We start from the raw sequence: 23253 nt of genomic DNA, 5'->3' as shown, positions 1-23253 counted from the left end.
ATAGTCGTAGTTCCGGAACGGCTTTCCGCTTAGCCGTAGGGTAGGGCATCCCACGGGTGCTCTTCCACAACCCAGGAGGGACCCATGGAGTACCGCACGCTGGGCCGCACCGGCATCAGAGTCAGCCCGTACGCCCTCGGCACGCTGATGTTCGCCTCGGCCATCGGCAACGCGGACCACGACGACTCGGTCCGCGTCATCCACCGGGCGCTGGACGCCGGCATCAACTTCGTCGACACGGCCGACGCCTACGGTGACTCCGAGGAGGTCGTCGGCAAGGCGCTCAAGGGGCGCCGCGACGATGTCGTCCTGACCACCAAGGCGGGCCGCCCGACGGGGGAGGACCCCAACCACCAGGGCGCCTCCCGGCGTTGGCTCATGACCGCGGTCGAGAACTCGCTGCGCCGCCTGGGCACCGACTACATCGACCTCTACCAGATCCACCGAGTCGACCCCACGACCGACGTCGAGGAGACACTCTCCGCGCTCACGGACCTGATCCGCAGCGGAAAGGTCCGCGCCATCGGCTCCTCCAACACCCCGGCCTCTGACATCGTCGAGGCGCAGTGGGTCGCGGAGCGCCGGAACCTGGAACGCTTCCGCGCCGAACAGCCGCCGTACTCCCTTCTCAACCGCGGCATCGAGCGGGAGGTCCTGCCCGTCGCCCAGCGGTACGGCATGGGCACCCTGGTGTGGGGGCCGCTCGCACAGGGGCTGCTCACCGGCCGCGTCCGCAGGAACCAGGAGAACGGCCTGCGCCGCGCGAGCTTCTTCAAGCACCTCAACGACGAGGGGCGCATCGACGTCGTCGAACAACTCATCCCCCTCGCCGAGGAAGCCGGTATGCCGATGACCCACCTCGCCACGGCGTTCGCCGTCGCCCACCCCGGCGTCACCAGTGCCATCATCGGGCCGCGCACGATGGAGCATCTCGACGACCTCCTCGCCGGAATCGACGTCGTCCTCGGCGACGACATCCTGGACCGGATCGACGAGATCGTGCCGCCCGGCACCGACGTCGGCGTGCTCGACCAGGACTACCGGCCTCCCGCGCTCGAGACCCCGAGCCTGCGCCGCCGCCCCCTCGCGGAACGCGCGGCCGCGTGACCGGCCTCCGTACGCCCGCCCGACCCTCGTACGGGCCAGGCGCCCTCACCCCCGGCGGAACGCGCGTCCGTCCGACGCGCCGTACGGGCTGATTACGTAGACTTCCGGGCATGGCATGCCGCATCAGTGAGCTGGTCATCGACTGCGCCGATCCCGAGCGGCTCGCCGCGTTCTGGAGCGAGGTCCTCGGTTACGTGGAACTCGGCCGGGAGGACGACGGGAGCATCGAGATCGGCCCGCCCGACACGGGCAGCGGCGGTCCGCAGCCCACCCTGGTCCTCAGCCCCAGCGGCGACCCGCGTACCGGCAAGCTCCGACTGCACATCGACGTCAACGCCACCGATCGCGACCAGGACGCCGAGCTGGAGCGGCTGCTCGCCCTCGGCGCCAGGCCCGCCGACGTCGGCCAGACCGGCTCCGAGAGCTGGCACGTCCTGGCCGACCCGGAGGGCAACGAATTCTGTCTCCTGCGCACCCGGCTCCAGCCTGTGTGACCGCCTGCGACTTCACGGATCTCCTCCGGCACGAGGTACGTCGTCCCACCCGGTACGCCGACGCGAGTACGCGGGGTTACTCCCGCTGTCAGACGCCCCGGCCGCCTGCGCCCGGCACCGTGGGTCAGGTGAAACTCAGCCGACCCGCACGCCGGGCCAACCTGGTCGTCCACGTAGCCGCGTCCGCCTGCTGGCTCGGGCTCACGCTCGGGCTGCTCGCCCTCGGGATCACCGCGGCCACCACCGGTTCCGCGGTGACGGTGGAGGCCTCGGTCCGGGCCATGAAGCTCTTCGCCGACTGGCTCCTGCTCCCCGTTGCGCTGCTCACCCTCCTCAGCGGCCTGGTGCTGTCGCTGGGCACCCCGTGGGGACTGGCGAGGCACCGATGGGTCTTCACGAAGTTCTGGCTGACCCTGGCCACGATCACCGCGACCGTCTTCGCGCTGCGACCGGCGGTGAACTCCGCGGTCTCCGCCGTGGCCGCGGGTGACGCCCTCCCCGACGCCGGCGACGTACTGTTCGGGCCGGTCGTCTCCCTGTCCGCCTACCTCTTCATGACGGTGATCTCGGTCGTCAAGCCCTGGGGCCTGACCCGGCGCGGCCGGAACCTGCGCGCGGCGGCCCGCACTCCGGTGGACGCGGGGCGCAGCCGGCAAGCCGCCTGAACTGCCCCCCTCACGTGGGCATGCTCCGGCGTCGGTCCGCCGCGGAGTTCTTCACGGCGGCGGCGAGCTTCCGTACCCGGGTGTCGGAGCCGCTGTCGCGCACGCCGTTCGACAACTGCTCGGCCTGGGTGAGGTGCTCGCGGAGGGCGGACCGCAGCAGTCGGTCGAACTCCGGGCCCGTCGCGTCGGCGAGCGCCTCCAGTTCCCCGGCGTCGACCATGCCCGGCATGTCGTGGCCCTCGTGCGGGTTGGTGTCCGGGACGCCGGCTGTGGCGAGGAGCTTGCGAAGGGTCTTCAGTTGGCCCAGGTTGTCCCGGGCGACGTCGGCCGCCCAACGCTTGAGAGCGGGTTCGCCGACATGGCGAGGCGCGAGTTTCAGGATCTGCCGGGTCTGGTCGTCCATGGCGATCAGCAACTGGAGCCAGGCGATGTCCGTGGAGTTGAACGTGCCGGTGTCTCCAACGGCCGCTCCGGAGAGGTCCGTCGGCGCGTTGCCGGTGACGGACGCCTTGGCGGGTGTGCCGGCCCCCTGCTGGGAACCGGCGCACCCGGACAGGAGCAACAGCGTGCACCCCAGCGTGCACACCCGCGTCACGACGAGGTGTGCACGGCGACCACGGCTCGACCGCGGTTCGAGTTCAGCCATGGCCGTCTCCTGTCTCCGATGCCGTGGTGGTGGGGGTGGTGGTGATGCCCCGCGGGCGCGGGGCCGGTGGGTCGCGCCGGTCAGGAAGGGTTGCCGTCAGCGCCGCACTTGACGATGGCGTTGATGCAGTTCGTGGTCCTGCGTGCCATCTCGGCGGCGGGCCACGCGTTGAAGAAGTCGGCGTGCATCGTGTAGCCGGGGCCGGAGGCCAGCCGCAGCCCTCCTGTGGCACCGGAGACGGGGTAGCGCAGTACCTGCCGCAGCTTGGGTACGGGCACCGGGTGGCTCGCGGGGCACGCGGCGTTGACCGGGTAGGCCATGTGGCTCTTGTGGTCGGCGGAGTCCAGGTCCCTGCCGTTCCAGCACTGCGGGAAGTCCATGTACGACTCCAGCATGGAGCCGGCCGGACAGTTCACGAAGTCCTTGGAGGGATTGACCTCGCCGTGGTGCAGGCAGGACCAGCGGGCGATGGACGTGGGGTCGGCCGTCCCCGTCGCCTTCGCGTTGCCCGCGACGATGCGCAGACCCAGGGGGAGGGGCTGGGTGCGCTGGATGATGTCGTCACGCACGCCTTCCCCGAGGTAGTAGAAGGTGGTGCCGGTGGGCTCGACGGCGGTGTTGTCGCGGTAGAGCGTCGGCACCCAGTACGACGACGTGTCCACGGCCGGGCTGCATGTGCTGGCGGAACCCTGCAGATCCGGCAGCGTCGTGTGGGCGTTGGTCACCCGGCTGCCGAAGAAGCTGTGCATGTGGGAGCCGCCGGGCAGGCCGGGCGCGACGATCGGGTCGTCGGGGAGACGGTGGCTGTACGGACATTCGGCCAGGAACTCGGCCACCCGGACGACTTCGGCCCCTGTCGGGGCCGAGCGGTCCGCGTCGGCCTGCGTCGAAGCCCCGTACAGCGCGGCGACCGCCAGTGTGAACGCCGCAAGCACAGCGGTCCAGCGAGGTCGTCTGCGGCTGTTGGCCGCGGCGGGGGGAGAGGAACTTGCTAACACGGCACTCCTCCTTGGGGAGCGGTGGGGTGAGCGGAACCGGTACCGGTACCGGTTCCGGCGCTCTGCCTCGGGAGTGAAGTCACATGTCATGGCGTTGTCAATGCTTCTCGTCGGCATTAGTACGGCTGCGGGCCGGGTTGCCTTCAAGAATTCAAGGCGTCCGCCGGGGAGAGGCTTCGATCCCGAGCCGCGTCACGTCGGCCCGCGCATCGCCGGGAACAGGCTGAACACGCGTTACGCAGGCACAATCCGCGCCGCGTGTCCGGTGGGTCCTGTCGCGATACCTCGGGCACCGACGCCCGTCCGACTGGACGGACCCTCCGGCGTCCCTCCAGTCGGACGTTTCGCTTCAGGAGGTTGAGGCGTCTTGACGTGAAGCTGGGGATCGCCCTCGCCGGGCCTGGCGGATCCCTCTCGCTCAGCGCAAGACGGCGAGGCGGTGGGCCGGTGAACTGGTCACCGTCCCACCGCCTCGCCTTGGGGGCCTGTCGGTCAAGGTCACCCCGGACAGCGGTGCCGCTCAGCGGCGTGAGAGGCCCTTGTCGATCGCGTGGATCAGTTCGCCGTCGGGGGTGTCTCCGTCGAGGGACCAGATCATCGCGCCGCCCAGTCGGTGCCGGCGGATGTAGTCGGTCTTGGTGGAAAGGACCTGCGGATCGTCGTAGGTCCACAGGGTCGTGCCGTCGAAGAGCCAGGCATGGCCGTTCCTGCGGTCCCGGTGGAGGGTGTAACTCCCCGAGTCCGCCAGCTTCTTGAGCGCCTTGTAGTCCTCGTACCCGGCCTGCCAGGTCGCCGGTGCCGGGGCCGTGGCGGGCTGGTTCAGGCCGTCACCGCCTCCCGTGACACCGGTCCAGCCCTGTCCGTAGAAGGGCATCCCCACGACCAACTTGCGCGCGGGCGCTCCTCGTTCGAGCCAGGCGTCGACGGTCTGGTCGACGCTGAAGTCGTTCCGCGCGTACAGCGCGGACTGCTGGTTCGTGGTCGCCTCGCCGGAGACGTGGAAGTCGTAGCCCTGAAGGTTGACGAAGTCCAGGTCCCGGATGATGCGGGGCACGTCGAAGCCCGCGTCGATCTTCTCGGGAGCGGTCGGGACGAAGGCCGTCAACTCGTAGTGCTTGCCCTTGCGCTGCGTGGTCGCGTACGAGTCGAGCTGGCGCCGGAACTCGTGCACGAGTGCGGTGAAGTTCCGCTTGTCCTCGGGGCGGTAGACCGTGTCGGTGTCCCCGGCGGACCCCGGCCACTCCCAGTCCAGGTCCACCCCGTCGAACAGGCCCGCCGCGGCGCCCTGGCCGCCCCGCGCTCCGTCGACCGGCAGGTTTCCCTTGATGTACAGGTCGAGGCACGAGGACACGAACGCCTTGCGCGAGGCGACGGTACGGGCCGCGTCGGAGAAGTGGGTGGACCAGCTCCAGCCGCCGAGGGAGATCATCACCTTCAGGCCCGGGTGCTTCGCCTTCAGCTCGCGCAGCTGGTTGAAGTTGCCCGCCAGCGCTTGCGTGTCGGTGTCGGCGACGCCGTCCACGGAGTTCTCCGCGTCCAGGGGGCGCGCGTAGTCCGCCCAGGCGTCGGCCTCGCCCGGGATGTTCCCGGTGAAGCACTTGCCGTCCGAACTGACGTTGCCGAACGCGTAGTTGATGTGGGTGAGGCTGGACGCCGCGCCGCTCGCCTCGAGGTCGGCGACCTGGAAGTCGCGGCCGTAGACACCCCACTGGGTGAAGTAGCCGACGTTCTTGTAAGCGGCGGGCTTGGAAGCGTGCTTGCCATCGGCGGACGCGGGAGCCGTGGCGAGGAGGGTGACGGGAAGGGACGCGGCACAGGCGGCGAACGCCAGCCTGCTCAGGAGTCTTCGTCGCATGCCCGGAAGCTATTGGTCTGTACCATCTGCGGTCAAGGGGGTGCGGGCGAGAGCGCGGTCAAGGGTGGGGTGGAGGTCGGACACCTGGGACGGCCGCCGGGTGCGGCCACGCCGCCGGACAGGTGCCCTGCCTGCCTGCGCGACAAGTGCCCGGCCCGCCCGCGCGACAGGCGTCCGGCTCGCCCGCGCGCCAAGTGCCCGGCCTGCGCGGCGAGCGTGAGCCGGTATGGGAGATGATCTCCTGAGCGCGATAAGTGTGCGACGAGTGCGCGCTGTCGCCCGTCCGGAAGCCGGCAGCCCGAGTCGGTCGGAGGGTCGTTCGGCGCACGCGCGTCAAGGGCGACTGATGTGCGCCTGTCCGGCAAGAAGGTGTGTCCGGGCCGCCCGCTGCCCGGAGGGCGGCTTCAAAGGCGCACGCTGCATGTACGACGGGAGGGGAGACGCTCGCCATGGGGACCACTGTGCACGTTCCGCAGACACGGGACATGATCGGGGAGGAACTCTCCGGAGACGAGGCGCTCACCGCGCTCAGGCGCTACGGAGGGCGCAGGCTGCTGCTCGACGCGTTCGCCCGGTTCCGCTACGCCGACGGGTTCACCAACTCGCGTTCTCTCGCCTTCCAGGTCGTCCTGGGCATGGTGCCGTTCACCATCGCGCTGGTCGGGGTGGCGACCACGGTCCACACGGAGAGCGTGGGGCGGATCATCGAGCTCACCCTCGGCCACATCGTGCCGGGCGCCAGTTCGGGTCTGGTCGAGGAAGCCCTCGACGGCACCGAACGCAGCGCCGGTTCAGGTATCTGGAACGCCGTCGCCATGTGGGTGGGCCTGGTCTTCGCGGTCCTCAACCTCGCCTCGGCCATGGCGCAGGTCGAACGCGGCGCCAACCGCATCTACGGCATCGAACGCGACCGGCCCTTCCTCGCCAAGTACGGGCGGTCCCTGGTCCTCGCCCTGGCCGCGGGCATGCCGATGGTCCTCGGGTTCCTCGTACTCGTCGCGGGGGACGCCGTCGGGGAGGCGGTGGGGGAGACCTTCGGCCTGCCCCAGGGGCCGCTCGACTGGTGGAGCTTCCTCAACGTGCCGCTGGGTGTGGCGCTGGCCTGGATCGGCTCGGCGGTGATCTTCCGCTGGGCGCCGCGCAGGGACCAACCGGGCTACACATGGCTGGCGTTCGGTTCGGCCGTCCATCTGGTGCTCTGGATCACGGCCACGTGGCTGCTGGCGCTGTACGTCGCCAAGAGCGGATCGTTCGGCGCGGTGTACGGGCCGCTGACCGCCTTCGTCGCCCTGTTGCTGTGGGCCAACCTCACGGGCGTGACGCTGTTCCTCGGCATAGCCTTCGCCGCCCAACTCGAAGCGGCCCGGGCGGGGATCACCGACGCCGTGAAGCCGGATCCCGGGTCAGGCCCGTGATCGGCTGGGCCGTGATCGACCGGGCCGTGGCCGACCCTTCGGCGCCAAGTCTTGACTGCTTTGGTTCAGACCTTTAGCTTCACCGGGGATCGGTCACAAACTGACCTTCTGGTCATGTATCTGAATGCCTTGCATTGCCCCCACCATTGCGAAGGGCGACAACATGACACGATCCCGTCCCAGATCCCGGCTGTCCCGAACAACCCGCTTCCTGCTGGCCGGTGTGGTCGCGGCGGCGACGCTCGCCGCGACCGGCGGCACGGCCGAGGCGGCGAACGAGCCGGTCAACGTCTGGCTGACGACCACGTCCGACTCCGCCGGGCGGAACGTGACGCGCGGTCTGGCACAGCAGACAGCGCTCCGGTTCGGCCCCGCGGGCGGAACGGCCCAGCACACCATCACCGTCAACGAGGGCACGACGTACCAGCAGTTCGAGGGCGGCGGTGCCTCGATCACGGACACCACCGCCTACCTGTTGCGCGGCGGGCCGATCAGCGCCGCCACCCGTGACGCCGTCATGCAGAAGCTGTTCTCGCCGACCGCGGGCATCGGACTGTCCTTCGTCCGCAACCCCATCGGAGCCTCCGACCTCTCCCGGCCGGGCAACGTCTCGCTCGACGACACCTGCTGCGACCTGAACGACTTCGGCGCCAACGGATACGACACCAACGTCCGCCTCCTGACCGGACAGGCCAAGCAGCTCAACCCGGCGCTCCGGGTCAAGGGTGTGCCGTGGAGTTCGCCGGGGTGGATGAAGGACAACGGCCGCATGGACCAGATGGGCTGGCTCAAGTGGGAGTACTACCCCACGTACGCCCAGTACCTGGTCAAGTACATCCAGAGCTACCAGGCCGCCGGCATCCCGGTGAACTACATCTCGGTGCAGAACGAGCCCAACTGCTGCCAGGCGGCCAACCCGACGGCGATGAACTACCCGGGCATGAGCTGGAACCCCTCAGGGCTGGTGGAGTTCACCAAGAACCACGTGTACCCGGCGTTCCGGGCGGCCGGCATCAGCACCAAGGTCCTCGTGCACGACTGGAACTACGGCGACTACGCCAACTTCGGTTCGGCGATCCTCGCCGACGCCGGTGTCCGCAACGACCCGCTGTTCGGCGGGATCGCCTGGCACGGCTACTTCGGCGACCCGGCGGTCGGCACCCAGGTTCACAACCAGTACCCGGCGGTCAAGCAGTTCAGCACCGAGCACTCGGGCGGCACCTGGATCGGCAACCAGCACAACGAGGACCTCGCCGACATCGTCAACTACACCCGCAACTGGAGTGGCAGCCTGGTCAAGTGGAGCCTGGCGCTGAACCAGAACATGGGCCCGCACAATGGCGGTTGCGGCACCTGCACAGGCCTGATCACCGTGCAGGAGGGCGGCTCGCGGGCCGGACAGGTCGACTACACCGTCGAGTACTACACCACCGGCCACCTCACCAAGTTCGTCAAGCCGGGCGCGTACCGCATCGCCTCGACCGCCAACGGCACGGTGCAGAACGTCGCCTGGCGCAACCCCGACGGCTCCAAGGCGCTGATCGCCCACAACGGCGGCACCAGCAGCCAGTCGATCCGCGTGAACTGGGGCAGCCAGTCCTACGTCTACACCCTCCCGGCCCGCACCACGGCGACCTTCACCTGGTAACCGACACCCACCGTGCGGGGTTCGTCCTGGCCGGACCGGACCCCGCACCCGCCGACACCGTCCTCGCCCCTCGACCGTCGGCCTCTGTCGGTCGTCAGGCCCCGTCGACCGGCAGGGCGTACAACCGGGGAAGGTTCACCACGATCGCCTCCTGGGTGCTGCGGGCGATGACGACCACGGCCTCGTCCGCCGGGTCCGGGTTCTCCTCGCGGTGCGGCACGAACGGCGGTACGAAGATGTAGTCGCCGGGAGAGGTGCGCAGCCGTACCTCCTCCGGCTCGTCGCCCGAGTCGTCGACGAACACGAACTCCGGATGCCCGCCGACCACGTAGATGGCGGTCTCCGACTCGCCGTGATGGTGGTCGGAGGAGGAGGTCGCGGGGGCCACGTGGGTCTGGCCCATCCACAGCTTCTCGGAGCCGACGGTCTTTCCGCTGACGGCCGCGAACCTGCGCATGCCACCGGTCTGCGCCGTGTCGCCGTCCAGGGAATCCGCCCGGACGTGGTGCAGCCGGGCACGCAGGGGTGCCGTCAGGTCGCCCTGTCGGGTGTGGAGGTGAGGGTGAAAGCCCTCGCCGGGGGTCGTCAGCGGCTCGCTCATGGCGGGGACGCTAGGGCGGCGCCGGAAAGGATGTCAAGAGGTGTCCATTAGCCTTCATCTGCGGCAATGTTCCCGCAACGCATGCGGCGATGCGGTGGAGAGCCGCGCTTCGGCCGGGCCGTCGGGCATGATGTGGGCATGCATATCTCCGCGAAGGCGGACTACGCCACACGGGCCCTTCTGGAGCTCGCCTGTGAGCCGGAGCGTCCGCTTACCTGTGAGGCCATCGCTTCCTCCCAGGAGATCCCGTTCAGGTTCCTGAAGTCCGTGGTGGGCGAGTTGCGCAAGGCAGGCCTGGTGCGCAGCCAGCGCGGCTGCGAGGGCGGCTACTGGCTCGGCAGGCCCCCCGAGGACATCACCCTGCTGGACGTGGTGCGCGCCATCGACGGCGACGTCATCACCCTGCGTGGCGAGCCGCTTGCCGGGCTCGACTACCCCGGTCCCGCGGGTGCGATGCCCGGGGTGTGGCGGCAGGTCGAGGCAGGCGCCGCGGCCGTTCTGGGCGGGCTGACCCTGGCCTCCCTGCTGCCCGCCGAGGCGGTCGAACGGCGGCCGAGGATCGGCGCCGCGTGACCCACCCCCCGGCAGCCGCCCTCGAAGTCGTCGAGTACACCGACCCGTTGTGTCCCTGGGCGTGGGGATCGGAACCCGCCTTCAGGAAACTGCGGGCGGCGCTGGCCGGCCGGGTCCGCTGGCGGCGGGCGTACGCCATCCTCTTCGACCACGACGACGACCCGGCGCCCGATCCCGCGGCCGAAACGGCCTGGTACTCGCGTTACGTGGCGGACATCAGCGCGCACACCCAGGCCCCGCGCGCCGTCCGGCTGAAGCGGGTGGCGGCGAGCTCCTGGCCGGCCTCGCTCGTCGCCAAGGCCGCGGAACTCCAGGGCCCCGAGGTGGCCGAACGCGTGCTGCGGCGGCTGCGGGAATCCGTCTTCGTGCTCGGCGACCCGGCGGACACCGCAGCCCTGGCTCTGTCCGCGGCGCGCGGCGTGCCGGACCTGGACCCCGGGCGCCTGGCGGTGGACGCCGCGTCCGCCGACGTACGGGAACAGGTCCGCGCCGACCGTGCGGAGGCGCGCCGTCCGGTCCCCGAAGTGCTGTCCGTGCCGGGCGGAACGCCGCATCCCGGAGCGGCGAAGGAGACGCCCGACGGTGGGCACCGTTACGCCCTGCCGACCCTTTTGTTCCGCGCTCCCGGCGGGTACCGCGCGGTGCCCGGCCGACGGCCCTACGAGGCGTACGCGGCGGCTGTCGAGGAGCTCTGCCCGGGACTGCTGATGGACCCGGGGCCGCTGCCCGCGACGGTGGCACTCGAGTGTCACCGGAGCCTGACGGAGCCGGAACGCGGCCTGTTGACGGAGGGCGAGTTGCCGTCGTACGCGGTCCGGGTGGAGACCGGCAACGGCCCTCTGTGGCTGCACCCCGAGGAGGCGGCCGTGCACCCGGCGGCCATCCCGCAAGCCGACGCAGGGCTCTGATCTGCGGTCAGGCGCCGTCCCGCCGAATGAGACACCAATTGGTGTCCATTGACAGCCGCCGACGACTGCCCCCAGGATGTGCAACATGCTCACGACGCACCCCGGCGTGGAGTGCCGCTACGTTGATCTGCGGCGCACCTCCAGCGCCCTCTGTCGCTGACCGCCGGCCGGCCACGGCCCACCGGCGCCTGACGGCTCCCGGCAGCACCGGCCTCCCGCCGCTTCGCTGAGCCGCGCCCGTCGCCCGCGCCACCTCCGCGCCCCGTCGCTTCCTCCCTCTCCTCCCCGCATCCCGGTCCGCCCCGCGAACCTGCCGACACCCCGTGCCCCGAACGTGGTGTGCCGACGTGCGCAGCGAAGCCACGTCGCCATGCCCGCTCCCGGCTGGGCCGGCGACAGGCGCGGACAGGTCCAGCTTCCGCGCCCCGACCCCGCCGCACGGCAGGGGTCCGGGCCGTCAAAGAAAGAATGAGATGTCCGGACGACTCACGCCCCGCCGCCCCAGACTGGCCCCCCGATCCTCCCGACGGGCCGGCCGACTGCGCGCCGCCGCCCTGGGAACCGCACTCGTCACCGTGCTCGTCCCCGCCCTGAGCGCCTGCGCCGGTGACGCCTCCACCGCGAACGGCGACGCCACGCTGAAGTGGACCTCGTCCTACTTCCCCACCCACTGGGACCCGGTCGTCGGCGGAAGTGGCGCCCAGTTCCGCGAACTCGCCCTCGTCTACGCGTCGTTGACGCGCACGGACGAGAGCGGCAAAGCCGTCCCGGACCTCGCCAAGAGCTGGAAGTACAACGACAAGGGTGACGAGATCACTTTCCACCTGCGGCCGAACCTGAAGTTCAGCGACGGTGAACCGGTCGACGCGGCGGCCGTCAAGGCGGCCATCGAGCGGGCCAAGAAGCAGAAGAACTCCGCGCTCTTCGGCGACCTGACCTCCATCAAGTCCGTGCAGGCGAAGGGACTTGACGCCGTCATCCACCTCAGCCAGGTCGACTACCAGATCCCGCAGCTGCTCGGCGAGCGCGTCCTGCAGATCGCCAGCCCCAAGGCCGCCAAGTCCCCGGAGAAGCTGGACCAGTCCCCGGTCGGCGCCGGACCGTTCACCGTCACGCAACTGGTGCCGGGCACCAAGGTCGTGCTGAAGAAGAACCCGGACTACTGGGACGCGAAGAACATCCACATCGACAACGTGGAACTCACCTCCGCCCCTGACGCCTCCACGGTCGTCTCCGGTCTGCAGACCGGCGTCTACAACTTCGCGGACATCGACCCGAGTCAGGCCGCCGCCGCGAAGAAGGCGGGCCTGGACGTCTTCGTCCAGCCGGGCTTCAACGCCTCCAACATCAGCCTGAACATCAACAAGGCGCCGTTCGACAACGACAAGGTCGTCGACGCCGTCCGCTACGCGATCAACCGTCAGGAGTTCGTCGACAAGCTGACCTTCGGCTACGGCTCCACGACCAACCAGCCCTTCCCCAAGGGGTATGTGGCCTACGACCCCAAGTCGGAGAACGACTACGCCTACGACCCCGCCAAGTCGAAGCAGCTCCTCACCGAGGCGGGCTACAAGTCCGGCGAGATCAAGCTCGACCTGGTCATCCCGGCGGAGGACCCGCAGGCCGAGGTCGTCCAGTCGCAGCTCGCCAAGGTCGGCATCACGGTCAACATCAAGATCGACAAGAACTGGGCCACCCCGTTCTTCGCCAAGGACCTGACGTTCTCGCTCTACGGGACCACGGGCCGCGACTCCGCCGCGCAGACGCTCACCGCCCACTTCGGCCCCAACGGCCCGCTGAACCTCAGCTCCCCGTACGAGCCCGACGGCTTCGAGGCCGCCATCGCCAAGGTCCGCCAGACCCCGCTGGACTCCCCGGACTACGCGGACGTCCTCCAGGCCGCGACCCGGGCCGGCCTGGAGAGCAAGGCGCTGGTCTTCACCTACTCCCAGCCGAACCTCATCGCCAAGAGCAAGTCCATCTCCGGACTGCCGAAGAACCCGGCCCACATCGACTGGACCGGCGTGACCATCTCCGGCGCCAACTGACATCCGTTCACCGAGCTCACCACAGAGAGCTCAACTCACTACAGAGAGGGGGCAACCCATGACGACGACCGCGGTACAGGCCACGCCTTCCCGCCGTCGCGGGGTCGCCATGACCAGGGCGCGGCACACGCTGGGCCGCGTCCTGGTCACCCTCGCCCGGTCGATCGCGATCTTCGTGCCCGTCTTCCTGGTCGCGACGTTCGTGACGTTCGCGCTGCGGTCGCTGAGCGGGCTCAGCCCGGCGCGGATCCAACTGGGCGAGGAGGCGACACCCGAGGCGGTCGCACGGGTCGAGGCACAGTGGGGCCTCGACAAGCCGTTCCTGACCCAGTACTGGGACTGGTTCACCGGCATCCTGCACGGACAGCTCGGCACCAGCTGGACCAACGGCGCCGACATCTCCACCCTCATCGGCCTCGGCCTGGGCGTGAGCCTGTCGGTCGCGACCTTCGCGCTCGTCATCGGCGTGGTCGTGGGGTTCGTCCTCGGCACGGTCGCCGCGCTGAAACGCACCACCGCCATCGACCGCGCCATCACCGGATTCGTCACCGTGATCTCGGTGATGCCGGCCTTCGTCGTCGGCATCGTGCTGGTCGCGGTGCTCGCGGTGGGACTCCACGTCTTCCCGGCCGCCGGCTACGTCCCGGCGGAACAGGGAGTCGGCCCGTGGCTCGCGCACATCACCCTGCCCGCACTCGCCCTGAGCTTCGACGTCATCGCCGACGTCGCCCGCCAACTGCGCGGCAGCCTCGTCGCCGCCTACCGCGAGAACTACGTGACGGGCGCGGTCGTACGAGGGCTGAGTCCGCGCCGGATCTTCTTCGGCCACGTGCTGCGCAACGGACTCGGTCCCGCGCTCGCCACGCTCGGCCTGAAGTTCCCCACGCTGGTCGGTGCCTCCGTCGTCACGGAGTGGATCTTCGGCCTCCAGGGCTTCGGCAGATTCGCCAACGACTCCGCCCAGGCCGGTGACGTACCCGCCGTACAGGGCGTGCTCGTGGTCTCGATCGTCCTGGTCGTCGCCTTCAACCTGATCGTCAACCTGGTGCTGGCACGCGTGACGCCGGCATCCCAACGAGGGGTGTGACCATGGTGCGCCGCGTCCTCGCGCTCACGTCCGGACGGATCGCCGTCGCCATCCTCGCCGTCATCGCACTGCTCGCGCTCTTCGGCCCCTGGCTCGCTCCGCAGAACCCCCTGGCGACCAGCGACAACACGCTCGCCGCCGCCTCGGGCGCACACTGGCTCGGCACGGACTACCTCGGCCGTGACGTGTTCAGCCGCCTTCTGGACGGCTCCCGCGTCAGTGTGCTCGGCTCGCTGGAGGTCGCGCTGATGGCACTGGTCGTCGGCGCGGTCCCGGGCATCCTCTCGGTCTACCTCGGCCGCGTCTTCGAGTGGCTCACCCTGCGGCTCGCCGACACCCTGGTCGCCCTGCCGTTCCTGTTGTTCGCGGTCGCCGTGATCGCGCTGCTCGGCAACGGCATCACCCAGGCCATGCTGGTCACGGGCGCCCTCGTCTCCCCGCTCTTCTACCGGGTGTCCCGCGCCGCCACCCTGGCCGTCGCCCGGTCCCCGTACGTGGAGGCCGCGCTCATCTCCGGTGCGTCCGTCGGCTGGGTCGTACGCCGTCACGTCTGGGCCAAGGTGCTCCCGCCGATCGCGGTAGCCCTCGCGCAGACCATCGGGGTCGGCTTCGTCATCGTCTCCAGCCTCACCTTCCTCGGCATCGGGGTCCAGCCTCCCGCTCCCACCTGGGGCGGGCTGCTCGCCTCGGACCTCGGCTACCTCAACTACCAGCCGTGGGCGCCGCTGGCCCCCGCGCTGCTGATCATGATCACGGTCTGGGCCAGCAACGTGCTCGCCGACGCCATCCGCGACGTCTCCGGGGAGGCGGGCCGCGCGTTGCTCAACACCCGCAAGGCGCGCGCCAACCGCCTCGACAAGGCCGGTCCCGTCTCCGCCGGAGGTGCCCGATGAGCACGCTGTCCCAGAAGTCCGCGCCTGAGCGGTCGGAGAGCTCCGCGCCCGAACGGACGGAGAGCTCCGCGCCTGAGCGTACGGAGAGCTCCGCGCCTGAGCGTACGGAGAAGTCCGTGCCTGAGCGCACCGAGAACCCGGCGCCTGAGCGCACCGAGAACTCCGCGCTTGAGCGCCCCGAACGCCCCGAGCGGACCCGAGCGTCCGAGGCCGACCCGGCCGGCCCGCCCGACCCGCCGCCCGCGCCGGTGCTCGCTCTGCGAGACGTCCGCATCAGCGACCCGGTGACCGACCGGGAGATCGTCCACGGCGTGAGTTTCGAGCTGACGCCTGGGAGGACCGTCGGCATCGTCGGCGAGTCCGGCAGCGGCAAGACCCTCACCTGCCGGGCCGCGCTCGGCATCCTGCCCGCCCACTTCGAGGTCTCCGGCGGCTCCGTCGAGATCACCGGCACCGACATCGCGACCCTCACCCCGCGCCGGTGGACGGAGCTGCGGGGGGCCACCATCAGCGCCGTCTTCCAGGACCCGGCGTCCTACCTCAACCCCTCGATCCGCGTGGGCGCCCAGATCGCCGAGGTCATCCGCGCCAAGCAGGGCCTGAAACGGCGCGCCGCCCGCCACCGTGCGGCGGAGCTGCTGCGGGCGGTCCAACTCCGCGACCCCGAACTGGTCTACAGCCAGTACACCTACGAACTCTCGGGAGGCATGCTCCAGCGCGTCCTGATCGCGGCCGCGATCGCCGCCGAACCGCGCATCCTCATCGCCGACGAGGCCACCACGGCGCTCGACGTCACCGTCCAGGCGGAGATACTCGACCTGCTCGCCGAACTCCGGGAGCGGACAGGCCTCGCACTCGTGGTCGTCTCCCACGACCTGGCCGTCGTCGCCCAACTCTGCGACGAGGTCCTGGTGATGCGCGAGGGACACGTGGTGGAGCAGGGCCCGACGCGCGAGGTGCTGCACAACCCGCGGCACGAGTACACCCGGCTGCTCATCGCCGAGCACGACCAGTACGGCCTGGAGAAGTTCCTCGCACCGCAGGAGGCGTCGTGACCACCGAGCGGACCAAGTCCCACAACCCCGGCCCGGTGCTGGACATCACCGGCCTCGAAGTGCACTACGGCCTGGGCCGCCGGCGCCGCCGGGCCCTGCACGGGGTCTCGTTGAGCGTCGAACCCGGCGAGACCATCGGCGTCATCGGCGAGACCGGGTCGGGCAAGTCCACCCTCGCCCGCGCCCTCCTCGGCCTGGTGCCGTCGTCGGCGGGCTCGATCCGCATCGCCGGCGAGGACGTGACCGCGTACCGCAACCGCCAGTGGCGCGCCCTGCGCCGTCGCGGCGTGATCCAGTACGTCTTCCAGGACCCGCTGCGCAGCCTCGACCCCGACCTCACCATCGAGGACTCGCTGACCGAACCGCTGCTCGTCCAGGGCGTTCCGCGTCAGGAGGCGACGGCACGGGCCCGCTCCTTCCTCGACCGCGTCCGTCTCTCCGCGGACCTGCTCGACCGGCTGCCCGGGGAACTCTCGGGCGGCCAGCGCCAACGGGTCGCCGTGGCACGGGCGCTGGTCACCGAGCCCCGACTCGTCATCCTCGACGAGCCGGTCAGTGCCCTGGACTCCGCCAACCGCGTCCAGATCCTGGAGATCCTCAAGGAACTCCGGGCCGAAGGAGTGGCCCTCGTGTTCATCTCCCACGACCTCGGATCCATCGCCGGCACCGCCGACCGTATCGCCGTCCTCTACCAGGGCGAACTCGTCGAGGTCGGCGCCGCCCGCGACGTCATCACCAGCCCGCGGCACGTCTACACCCGGCTGCTGGTCAGCTCGGCGCCCACCCTGCGCGGGAGCCCCGTCGGCCGCGCCGAGCGCGAGGCACTGCGCGCCCTCCTCAACGCCTGAGCCCGTCCAGCCCGAAACGCCGGGTCTGCCCCCCCCTGAAGCGCCTGAGCACACCACCGACAGGCCTGAACGCACCACCGAAAGGAACACCCCCATGTCCCGTACGATCCACCTCGCGCTGCACCCGTACGGCGTCGGCGGCCCCGGCCAGCACGGTCTGTGGAAGGACCCGCGCGTCGCCAAGAACGCCAGCATCGACATCAACTACTACATCCAGCAGGCGCAGGCGGCCGAACACGCCCTCTTCGACGCCCTGTTCGTCGTCGACAGCCAGTTCATCAACTCCACCTACCCGGCGCACTACCTCAACCGGCTGGAGCCCCTCACCCTGCTCTCGGCGGTCGCCACCCACACCAGGCACATCGGCCTGGTCGGCACGGCCAGCTCGACGTACAACTCGCCCTTCAACCTGGCCCGTCGGTTCGCCTCGCTCGACCACATCAGCGGCGGCCGGGCCGGCTGGAACGTCGTCACCAGCTTCGACACCGGCACGTCGAGGAACTTCGGGCTCGACGAACACCTCGACTACACCACCCGCTACGGCCGCGCCCTGGAGTTCGTCCAGGTCGCCCGCGGGCTGTGGGACTCCTACGAGGACGACGCCTTCCCGGCCGACGTGGAGCGCAACCTGTTCCTCGACCCGGAGAAGCTGCACGCCCTGGACCACGAGGGCGAGCACTTCCGGATCGCCGGACCGCTCAACCTCTCCCGCTCGCCGCAGGGCCAGCCGGTGATCTTCCAGGCCGGGGTCTCCGAGGAGGGCCGCGACCTGGCCGCGCGGGTCGCCGAGGGCATCTACGCGCCGGGCGGATTCCTGGAGCAGGCGCAGGAGTACTACTCCGACATCAAGAGGCGTACCGCCGCGTACGGCCGCGACCCCGAGCACATCAAGATCTTCATCCACGGCGGCCCGGTCGTCGCCGCCACCGACGAGGCCGCCCGTCTCCGTGAGCGGGAGATCTTCGAGGAGGACAACGACTTCGACCGCAACCTCGCGCTCCTGGGCCGCGCCTTCGGCGCCTACGACTTCAGCCGGCACGACCTGGACGCGCCCTTCCCGGACGTCGCCCACCTCGCCGAGAAGGGCGGCAGGACGGGCGCAGCGAAGATCATCGAGCGGGCCACGCAGGAGAACCTGTCGCTGCGTCAGGTCGCCGACTCCCTTACGGCGTTCCGCCGTTCACCGTTCGTCGGAGCCCCGGAGACCGTCGCCGACAGCATCGAGCACTGGTTCAACGCGGGCACCCTCGACGGCATCAACCTCGCCTTCCGTACCACCGACGACCTCAACCTCTTCGTCGACGGCGTCGTCCCGCTCCTCCAGAAGCGCGGACTGTTCCGCACCGAGTACGCCGCCGACACCCTGCGCGGCAACCTGGGCCTGCCGATCCCCGCCAACCGCCACACCCGCGAGCCCCAGCTCGTGACCGACTGAGGCCAGGACCATGAGCGAACTGTCGGTGACCGGTGGGCGTGACGTCCACACCGTACGATTCCCCCTCGCCGCACCGCCGACGACGGTCGACGTGCTGATCGTCGGCGCCGGCCCGGTCGGCCTGGCCGCGGCGACCGAACTGACCGCCCGCGGCGTCGAGGTCGCCGTCGTCGACCGCGCCCGCACCGCGACGCTGGTACGGGCGGGCGCGATGGGCCACACCCCGCGCGTGGTGGAGCACTTCCGCCGCTGGGGGCTCCTCCAGCGCGTCCGAGACGCCTGGACCTTCCCGCCGGAGTGGAACCAGGGCATCAAACTCCTCACCTCACTCGTCGGACACGAACTGGTGCCCGTGCCGCGCCCGGCGTTCGACGGCGACGTAGGACAGCCGGCCGGTGAGGCGCTGCGCCGGCCGCAGACCGTGCTCCAGCAGGTCTTCCTCGAACACCTCGGGGAACGCGGCGTCGGCGTGTCCGGCGGCTGGGAACTGCGGGCACTACGCGAACACGCCGACGGTGTGGTCGCCGAGATCGCCGACACCGAATCCGGCGAACGGCGCACCGTCCGCGCGGCGTACGTCCTGGGCGCCGACGGCGGTCGCAGCACCACCCGCCGGCTGTCCGGCATCGACCGGGAGGGCGAGCACGCCACCGAGAAACGGCTGCGCCTCATCGTCCGCACCGGCGACATCTCCGACCGCGTCGGCGCGGCGCCGAGCGCCACCAACCTCGTCTTCAACCACCGCGCCTCCGGATTCCTGGCGGCGGTCAGCAGCCGCGAGTGGCGCGTGTACGCCGGTCCCTACCCACTGGCGTACGAGCCCGGGGAGGACGAGCTGCTGGAGATCGGCCGTGCCGCCTTCGGGTTCGACCTCGACCTCGAACTGGTCTCCGCGACGACCTTCTACGAGGCCACCCGCATCGCCGAGACCTTCCGCCGCGGCCGGATCCTGCTCGCCGGGGACGCAGCCCACGTCCGCACCCCCGGCGGCAACCTCGGCGAGGGCATCGGGGATGTCGTCAACCTCGGCTGGAAGCTGGCCGCGGTGCTCGAAGGACAGGCCCCCGAGTCGCTGCTCGACTCCTACGACCAGGAGCGGCGCAGGCACAACTGGCGGATCGCCGACCACTCCCTGGAGCGTTCGCGGCGCGCACGGGCCACCCTCGACGAGATACGCCGAGGCGGCATCCCCGACGACGCGGACCTCGGCCCCGAGGCGGCACGGCGGCGGACCGCGATCGGTGACCGGCTGCGCCGGGACCACGTCGACGCGGTGGGAGTCACCTTCGACGAGCGGTACGACGCCTCGTCGGTGATCTGGTACGAACCCGGCCAGCTCGACACCGAGCCGCCTTGGCGCGCGGACCGCTACGAGGACGACCCGCGGCCCGGCCACCGGGCACCGGACGGCCCCGTCGATCCGTACGGAGGGACGTTGCACGACCGCATCGGCAACTCCTTCGCCCTGCTCGTGCTCACCGAGAACCGGAAGGTCGAGCGGGCCTTCGCCGCCGAAGCCGCGGCCCGGTCCCTGCCGTTCACGGTTGTCCACCTGACCGACCCGGCGGCGCGAGCGGTCTACGGCGCCGAGGACGTCCTCGTACGCCCCGACCAGCATGTCGCCTGGAGAGGCACCGAGTTGCCCGCCGGAGGGGCGGCAGGAGTTCTCGACCACGTACTGGGCGGTGGTCGCCGGCCCGCGGTGACCGGCGCCCTCGTCACCGCAGGCGCGGTGCGGGCATGAAGGCGCCTTGTGAACCCGGCTTTGAGCAGAGGGAACTGACGATGCGTCAACTTCGGCTTCCCGTGAACTCCCCGCGGGCCGAACCCCGAAAGGCGATCCACCCATGACGACCGAGACCCCGCGTTTCAGGCTCGGCTTCCTCACCCATGTCCAAGGCCGCGGTGACGACCTGTCGCGCACCTACCGCAACGCGCAGGAACTGTTCGTCGTCGCCGACGAACTCGGCTTCGACGTCGGCTGGGTCGCCCAGCACCATGTCTCCCTGGGCGGCGGCGGACTGTCCTCGCCGTGGACCTTCCTGGCCCACGCCGCCGCGCAAACGACCCGCATCCGGCTCGGCACCGCCATCACGATCCTTCCACTGGAGGACCCGGTCCGCCTCGCCGAGGACGTCTCCGCCGTCGACACCCTGAGCGGCGGGCGCGTCGAGATCGGTGTCGGCAGCGGATCCAGCGCTCTGGAGTACGCCGCGTTCGGCAAGGACGCGGCCCGCAAACGCGAGCTGACCAGCGAGAACCTCTCCGTGCTGCGCCAGGCACTGGCCAACGAGGAAGTGGGTACGCGCGGCTTCCGCATCCAGCCGCCGGCCACCGGCTTCGCCGACCGGATCTGGCAGGGCGTCTTCAGCGGGGAGGGAGCGGCCTACGCGGCGAGCGGCGGCTCGAACCTCCTGCTCAACCGGGCGGCGTACGGATTCGACGCCCCGACCGACGAGGTGCAGCGGCCCTGGGCGGATGCGTTCCTCTCCGCATGGGACCGACCGCGACGGCCCCGGATCGGGCTGTCCCGCTTCGTGTTCCCCGCGAAGGACCGGAGCACCGCTCTCCGGCAGATCGGTGACGACGTCCACCGGGCGGCGCTGCGCATGGCGGAGAGCGGGGCCTTCCCCCAAGGGCTCGACAGGGACGAGGCGTTGCGCCGCTTCCACTCCTTCTACGGCCACCCCGACGAGATCGTCGCGGCGCTACGGCAGGAGAGGGTCCTGCCGGTCGCGACCGACCTGATCACCCAGTTCAACCCCGCCGTCCCCGACCACGACGCCGCGCTCCGAGCCCTTGAGCTCATCGCGACCGAGGTGGCACCCGCCCTGGGCTGGAAGCCCGCGCGCGATCCCGAACCAGAACCCGCAGGAGTGTGAGATGACCGAGTACACCGACCACCACGGCCCCGAAGGCCTCCGTATCCGTGGCACTGTCGTGGTGGTGCCCGGCAGGGGAGAGACCCGGGCCACCTACGGCCGGTTCGGCAGGCGGCTCGCCGCCGACGCCTACCGCGTGCGGGTCGTCGACGCACCGGACATCGACGCCGACGACCTTCCCGGCTCGCTCGACCGCCTCGGCACACGGCTCGCCGAGGCCGTCGAGGGCACCGCCGCCGAGGCCGGCGTCGTCCACCCCGTCGTACTGGTGGGAGCCGACTCGGGCGCCGCGGCCGTGGCCGCACTCCTCAGCCGTACGAAGGCCCCGTCGCCCTCCGCGGCATGGTGGCCGGACGCCGTCGTACTCGCGGGCCTCCCCGGCCACACGGCGACCACCGTCGGCGAGTGGGACGACGAACTCGACGTACGCACCTCCTGCCCCGCCCATCGGGGCACACTCACCGACGACTCCCAGGTCCGGCGGGGCTCGCTCGACGAAGCCCTGCCCGGCCCCCTGCTCACGGCGGCCTACGAGAGCGAAGCCGGCGTCCCGGCGCTGCTCCTCATCGGCGACGCCGACCCGCTCGCGGACCACGACGCACTCGCCCGCGCGGCCAAGTCCCTGCCCCGTGCCCGCCTTTCGATCGTCCAGGGCGCACACCACGACGTCCTCAACGACCTGCAGCACCGCTCGGTGGCGGCCGAGACCGTCACCTTCCTGGAGACGCTGCGCAACGAACTCGTGCCGGTCGTCGCGGTGGAATCCAGCGCATGGTGAGCACCGCCGTCCGTCCGCGAACCGGCGCGCCGACCCTGCCGCCGCCGGGCGGACGGCGGCGTAGGAGGGCGGCGTAGGCGGCCGGCATAGGCGGGCGGGCCCGCCGTCCACCCGGTCCCCCCGCCGTCCACCCGGTCCCGGCACTTCTGAAAACCCCGAACCCGGAAGGTCCATTCATGGCCGCCATCCTGTCCGTCTCCGGAAGTCCCTCCGCCACCTCCCGCACCGCACGGCTCGTGCGCCACCTGGACGACCGGCTCCGGCGCCAGGGCCACGACGTGACCCCGCTGGACGTGCGGACCCTGCCCCCCGAAGCCCTGCTCGGCGCCGACTTCCGGCACCCCGCCATCGTCGAGGCCACGGCACTGTTCGAACAGGCGGACGGCGTGGTGATCGGCACGCCCGTCTACAAGGCCGCCTACTCGGGGCTGCTGAAGTCACTGCTCGACCTGCTCCCGCAGTACGCGCTGACCGGCAAGACCGTGCTGCCGCTCGCCACCGGCGGCAGCACGGCCCACGTCCTGGCCATCGACTACGCGCTGCGCCCGGTCCTGAGCTCGATGGGCGCCGCGCACATCGTTCCGGGCTGGTTCACCCTCGACAAGGACCTCACCGTCGCCGACAACGGCACCCTGACCGTCGCCCCGGCCGCCGCGGAGGCCCTGGCCCAGGTGACGGACCGGTTCTCGACGGCGCTCGGCGGACTGACGAGCGTGCCGGCGCCCCTGACCGGCCGGGCAGCCGCCGCGCACGCCGCCGCCGGACTCCAGGCGGGAGGCAGGCAGGTGGCGCGCAGCGCGGGCTAGCGGTCAGCCATGGGCTCGGAGCCGCCCCGGCGCCTCGTCTCCAGGGGTGTCGGGACCGGCGAAGCGGAAGGGGACCGAGAGGCGGGCGGCGAGGGCTCTGCCGGCTCTGTCCGCGGCGAAGGCCGACGGGTGCAGCGGGCCGGGATCCTCGTCGCCGAGGTGCCGTACGGCGGAGTCCCGGTAGATCGTGGCGAGCGGATGCCCGCCCGCGGGGTCGGCGGTCACGGCGAGCGGAAGCACGAACCAGTCGTGGACGGTGTCACCGTCCCAGACCGCCTCGATCGCCACCACGCGGCCGGGAACACCGGCTGCTCGGGCGCCCAGGGACTCCAGGTCGAGCGGGCTGTCGGCGGTACGGGCGATTCCGGTCCCGGTGCCGTACGTATCGCTCGTGGACGACCAGTTGGGCTTCGTGGAGGCCCAGACCGCGGGCGCGGCAGACCTCGAACACGACGAGGACCGCCGGAAGGCGGGCATCCCGCAGGACATGGCCGTCCACCTCGTCGCGGAC

At 70.8% G+C, this 23253-nt stretch carries 21 protein-coding genes and 1 pseudogene; 17 read left to right on the top strand and 5 right to left on the bottom strand.

The window, feature by feature from the left end; all coding sequences use genetic code 11:
• Window positions 1–84: 84 nt before the first annotated feature.
• From ACIP79_RS26330 to ACIP79_RS26320, 3 genes are all read left to right on the top strand, one after another.
• Window positions 85–1107 carry an aldo/keto reductase gene (locus ACIP79_RS26330; protein ID WP_401227111.1) on the top strand — a complete coding sequence of 341 codons (1023 nt, stop codon included), beginning with the start codon at window positions 85–87 and terminating at the stop codon, window positions 1105–1107.
• 110 nt (window positions 1108–1217) lie between these two features.
• A complete protein-coding gene (locus ACIP79_RS26325) occupies window positions 1218–1601 on the top strand; it encodes a VOC family protein (protein ID WP_401227110.1) in 384 nt (127 codons plus the stop codon).
• A 128-nt stretch (window positions 1602–1729) separates the two neighbouring features.
• Window positions 1730–2266 carry a DUF2269 family protein gene (locus tag ACIP79_RS26320; RefSeq protein WP_401227108.1) on the top strand — a complete coding sequence of 179 codons (537 nt, stop codon included), beginning with the start codon at window positions 1730–1732 and terminating at the stop codon, window positions 2264–2266.
• Between the two features lie 10 nt (window positions 2267–2276).
• Here ACIP79_RS26320 and ACIP79_RS26315 read toward each other — a convergent pair whose 3' ends face one another.
• The 3 genes from ACIP79_RS26315 to ACIP79_RS26305 all read right to left on the bottom strand — a co-directional run bounded on the left by ACIP79_RS26315 (window position 2277) and on the right by ACIP79_RS26305 (window position 5765).
• Complete coding sequence (locus ACIP79_RS26315) at window positions 2277–2912, bottom strand: DUF305 domain-containing protein (RefSeq protein ID WP_401227107.1); 636 nt, start codon at window positions 2910–2912, stop codon at window positions 2277–2279.
• Between the two features lie 80 nt (window positions 2913–2992).
• Window positions 2993–3910, bottom strand: a complete 918-nt coding sequence (locus tag ACIP79_RS26310) for a DUF1996 domain-containing protein (protein WP_387182751.1) — start codon at window positions 3908–3910, stop codon at window positions 2993–2995.
• Between the two features lie 520 nt (window positions 3911–4430).
• The gene (locus tag ACIP79_RS26305) at window positions 4431–5765 is read right to left on the bottom strand and encodes a glycoside hydrolase family 18 protein (RefSeq protein WP_401227105.1); all 1335 of its coding nucleotides are present in this window, start codon (window positions 5763–5765) and stop codon (window positions 4431–4433) included.
• A 449-nt stretch (window positions 5766–6214) separates the two neighbouring features.
• Between ACIP79_RS26305 and ACIP79_RS26300 the strand changes: the two genes are divergently transcribed.
• Window positions 6215–7180, top strand: a complete 966-nt coding sequence (locus ACIP79_RS26300; protein ID WP_401227103.1) for a YihY/virulence factor BrkB family protein — start codon at window positions 6215–6217, stop codon at window positions 7178–7180.
• A gap of 163 nt (window positions 7181–7343) precedes the next feature.
• Window positions 7344–8825: pseudogene (locus ACIP79_RS26295) on the top strand (glycoside hydrolase family 30 beta sandwich domain-containing protein); the annotation flags it as partial.
• 97 nt (window positions 8826–8922) lie between these two features.
• On the opposite strand, the gene ACIP79_RS26290 reads toward ACIP79_RS26295, so the two are convergent.
• Complete coding sequence (locus ACIP79_RS26290) at window positions 8923–9429, bottom strand: cupin domain-containing protein (RefSeq protein WP_401227102.1); 507 nt, start codon at window positions 9427–9429, stop codon at window positions 8923–8925.
• Window positions 9430–9567: 138 nt separating this feature from the next.
• Between ACIP79_RS26290 and ACIP79_RS26285 the strand changes: the two genes are divergently transcribed.
• The 12 genes from ACIP79_RS26285 (at window position 9568) to ssuE (ending at window position 22742) form a co-directional block, all read left to right on the top strand.
• On the top strand, window positions 9568–10002 hold the full coding sequence (locus tag ACIP79_RS26285; protein WP_401227100.1) for an RrF2 family transcriptional regulator: 435 nt from the start codon (window positions 9568–9570) through the stop codon (window positions 10000–10002).
• The gene (locus tag ACIP79_RS26280) at window positions 9999–10910 is read left to right on the top strand and encodes a DsbA family protein (RefSeq protein WP_401227099.1); all 912 of its coding nucleotides are present in this window, start codon (window positions 9999–10001) and stop codon (window positions 10908–10910) included. The genes ACIP79_RS26285 and ACIP79_RS26280 overlap by 4 nt, the downstream gene beginning before the upstream one ends.
• A gap of 473 nt (window positions 10911–11383) precedes the next feature.
• Entirely contained in the window at window positions 11384–12958 is a 1575-nt protein-coding gene (locus ACIP79_RS26275) for an ABC transporter substrate-binding protein (protein WP_401227097.1), read from the top strand.
• A gap of 58 nt (window positions 12959–13016) precedes the next feature.
• Window positions 13017–14045, top strand: coding sequence for an ABC transporter permease (locus ACIP79_RS26270; RefSeq protein ID WP_383688339.1), 1029 nt, complete (start codon window positions 13017–13019; stop codon window positions 14043–14045).
• A 2-nt stretch (window positions 14046–14047) separates the two neighbouring features.
• The gene (locus tag ACIP79_RS26265; RefSeq protein ID WP_401227096.1) at window positions 14048–14938 is read left to right on the top strand and encodes an ABC transporter permease; all 891 of its coding nucleotides are present in this window, start codon (window positions 14048–14050) and stop codon (window positions 14936–14938) included.
• A gap of 248 nt (window positions 14939–15186) precedes the next feature.
• A complete protein-coding gene (locus tag ACIP79_RS26260; protein ID WP_401227351.1) occupies window positions 15187–15993 on the top strand; it encodes an ABC transporter ATP-binding protein in 807 nt (268 codons plus the stop codon).
• Window positions 15990–16841 carry an ABC transporter ATP-binding protein gene (locus ACIP79_RS26255; protein WP_401227094.1) on the top strand — a complete coding sequence of 284 codons (852 nt, stop codon included), beginning with the start codon at window positions 15990–15992 and terminating at the stop codon, window positions 16839–16841. Before ACIP79_RS26260 ends, ACIP79_RS26255 begins: the two co-directional genes overlap by 4 nt.
• Window positions 16842–16935: 94 nt before the next feature.
• Entirely contained in the window at window positions 16936–18276 is a 1341-nt protein-coding gene (locus ACIP79_RS26250) for an LLM class flavin-dependent oxidoreductase (protein ID WP_401227092.1), read from the top strand.
• Between the two features lie 10 nt (window positions 18277–18286).
• The gene (locus tag ACIP79_RS26245; RefSeq protein WP_401227091.1) at window positions 18287–20020 is read left to right on the top strand and encodes an FAD-dependent oxidoreductase; all 1734 of its coding nucleotides are present in this window, start codon (window positions 18287–18289) and stop codon (window positions 20018–20020) included.
• A 103-nt stretch (window positions 20021–20123) separates the two neighbouring features.
• On the top strand, window positions 20124–21158 hold the full coding sequence (locus ACIP79_RS26240) for an LLM class flavin-dependent oxidoreductase (RefSeq protein ID WP_401227089.1): 1035 nt from the start codon (window positions 20124–20126) through the stop codon (window positions 21156–21158).
• A 1-nt stretch (window position 21159) separates the two neighbouring features.
• A complete protein-coding gene (locus ACIP79_RS26235; protein WP_401227088.1) occupies window positions 21160–21936 on the top strand; it encodes an alpha/beta hydrolase in 777 nt (258 codons plus the stop codon).
• Between the two features lie 176 nt (window positions 21937–22112).
• A complete protein-coding gene (gene ssuE, locus ACIP79_RS26230) occupies window positions 22113–22742 on the top strand; it encodes an NADPH-dependent FMN reductase (protein ID WP_401227086.1) in 630 nt (209 codons plus the stop codon).
• 3 nt (window positions 22743–22745) lie between these two features.
• On the opposite strand, the gene ACIP79_RS26225 is transcribed toward ssuE, so the two are convergent.
• Window positions 22746–23231, bottom strand: a complete 486-nt coding sequence (locus tag ACIP79_RS26225) for a hypothetical protein (protein WP_401227085.1) — start codon at window positions 23229–23231, stop codon at window positions 22746–22748.
• Between the last annotated feature and the right edge of the window lie 22 nt (window positions 23232–23253).

It is taken from the genome of Streptomyces sp. NPDC088747, from assembly GCF_044751025.1.
In the GTDB taxonomy this organism is placed as follows: domain Bacteria; phylum Actinomycetota; class Actinomycetes; order Streptomycetales; family Streptomycetaceae; genus Streptomyces.
Note: the sequence above shows the minus strand (reverse complement) of the source record. Positions and strands in the feature narration are given on the sequence as shown.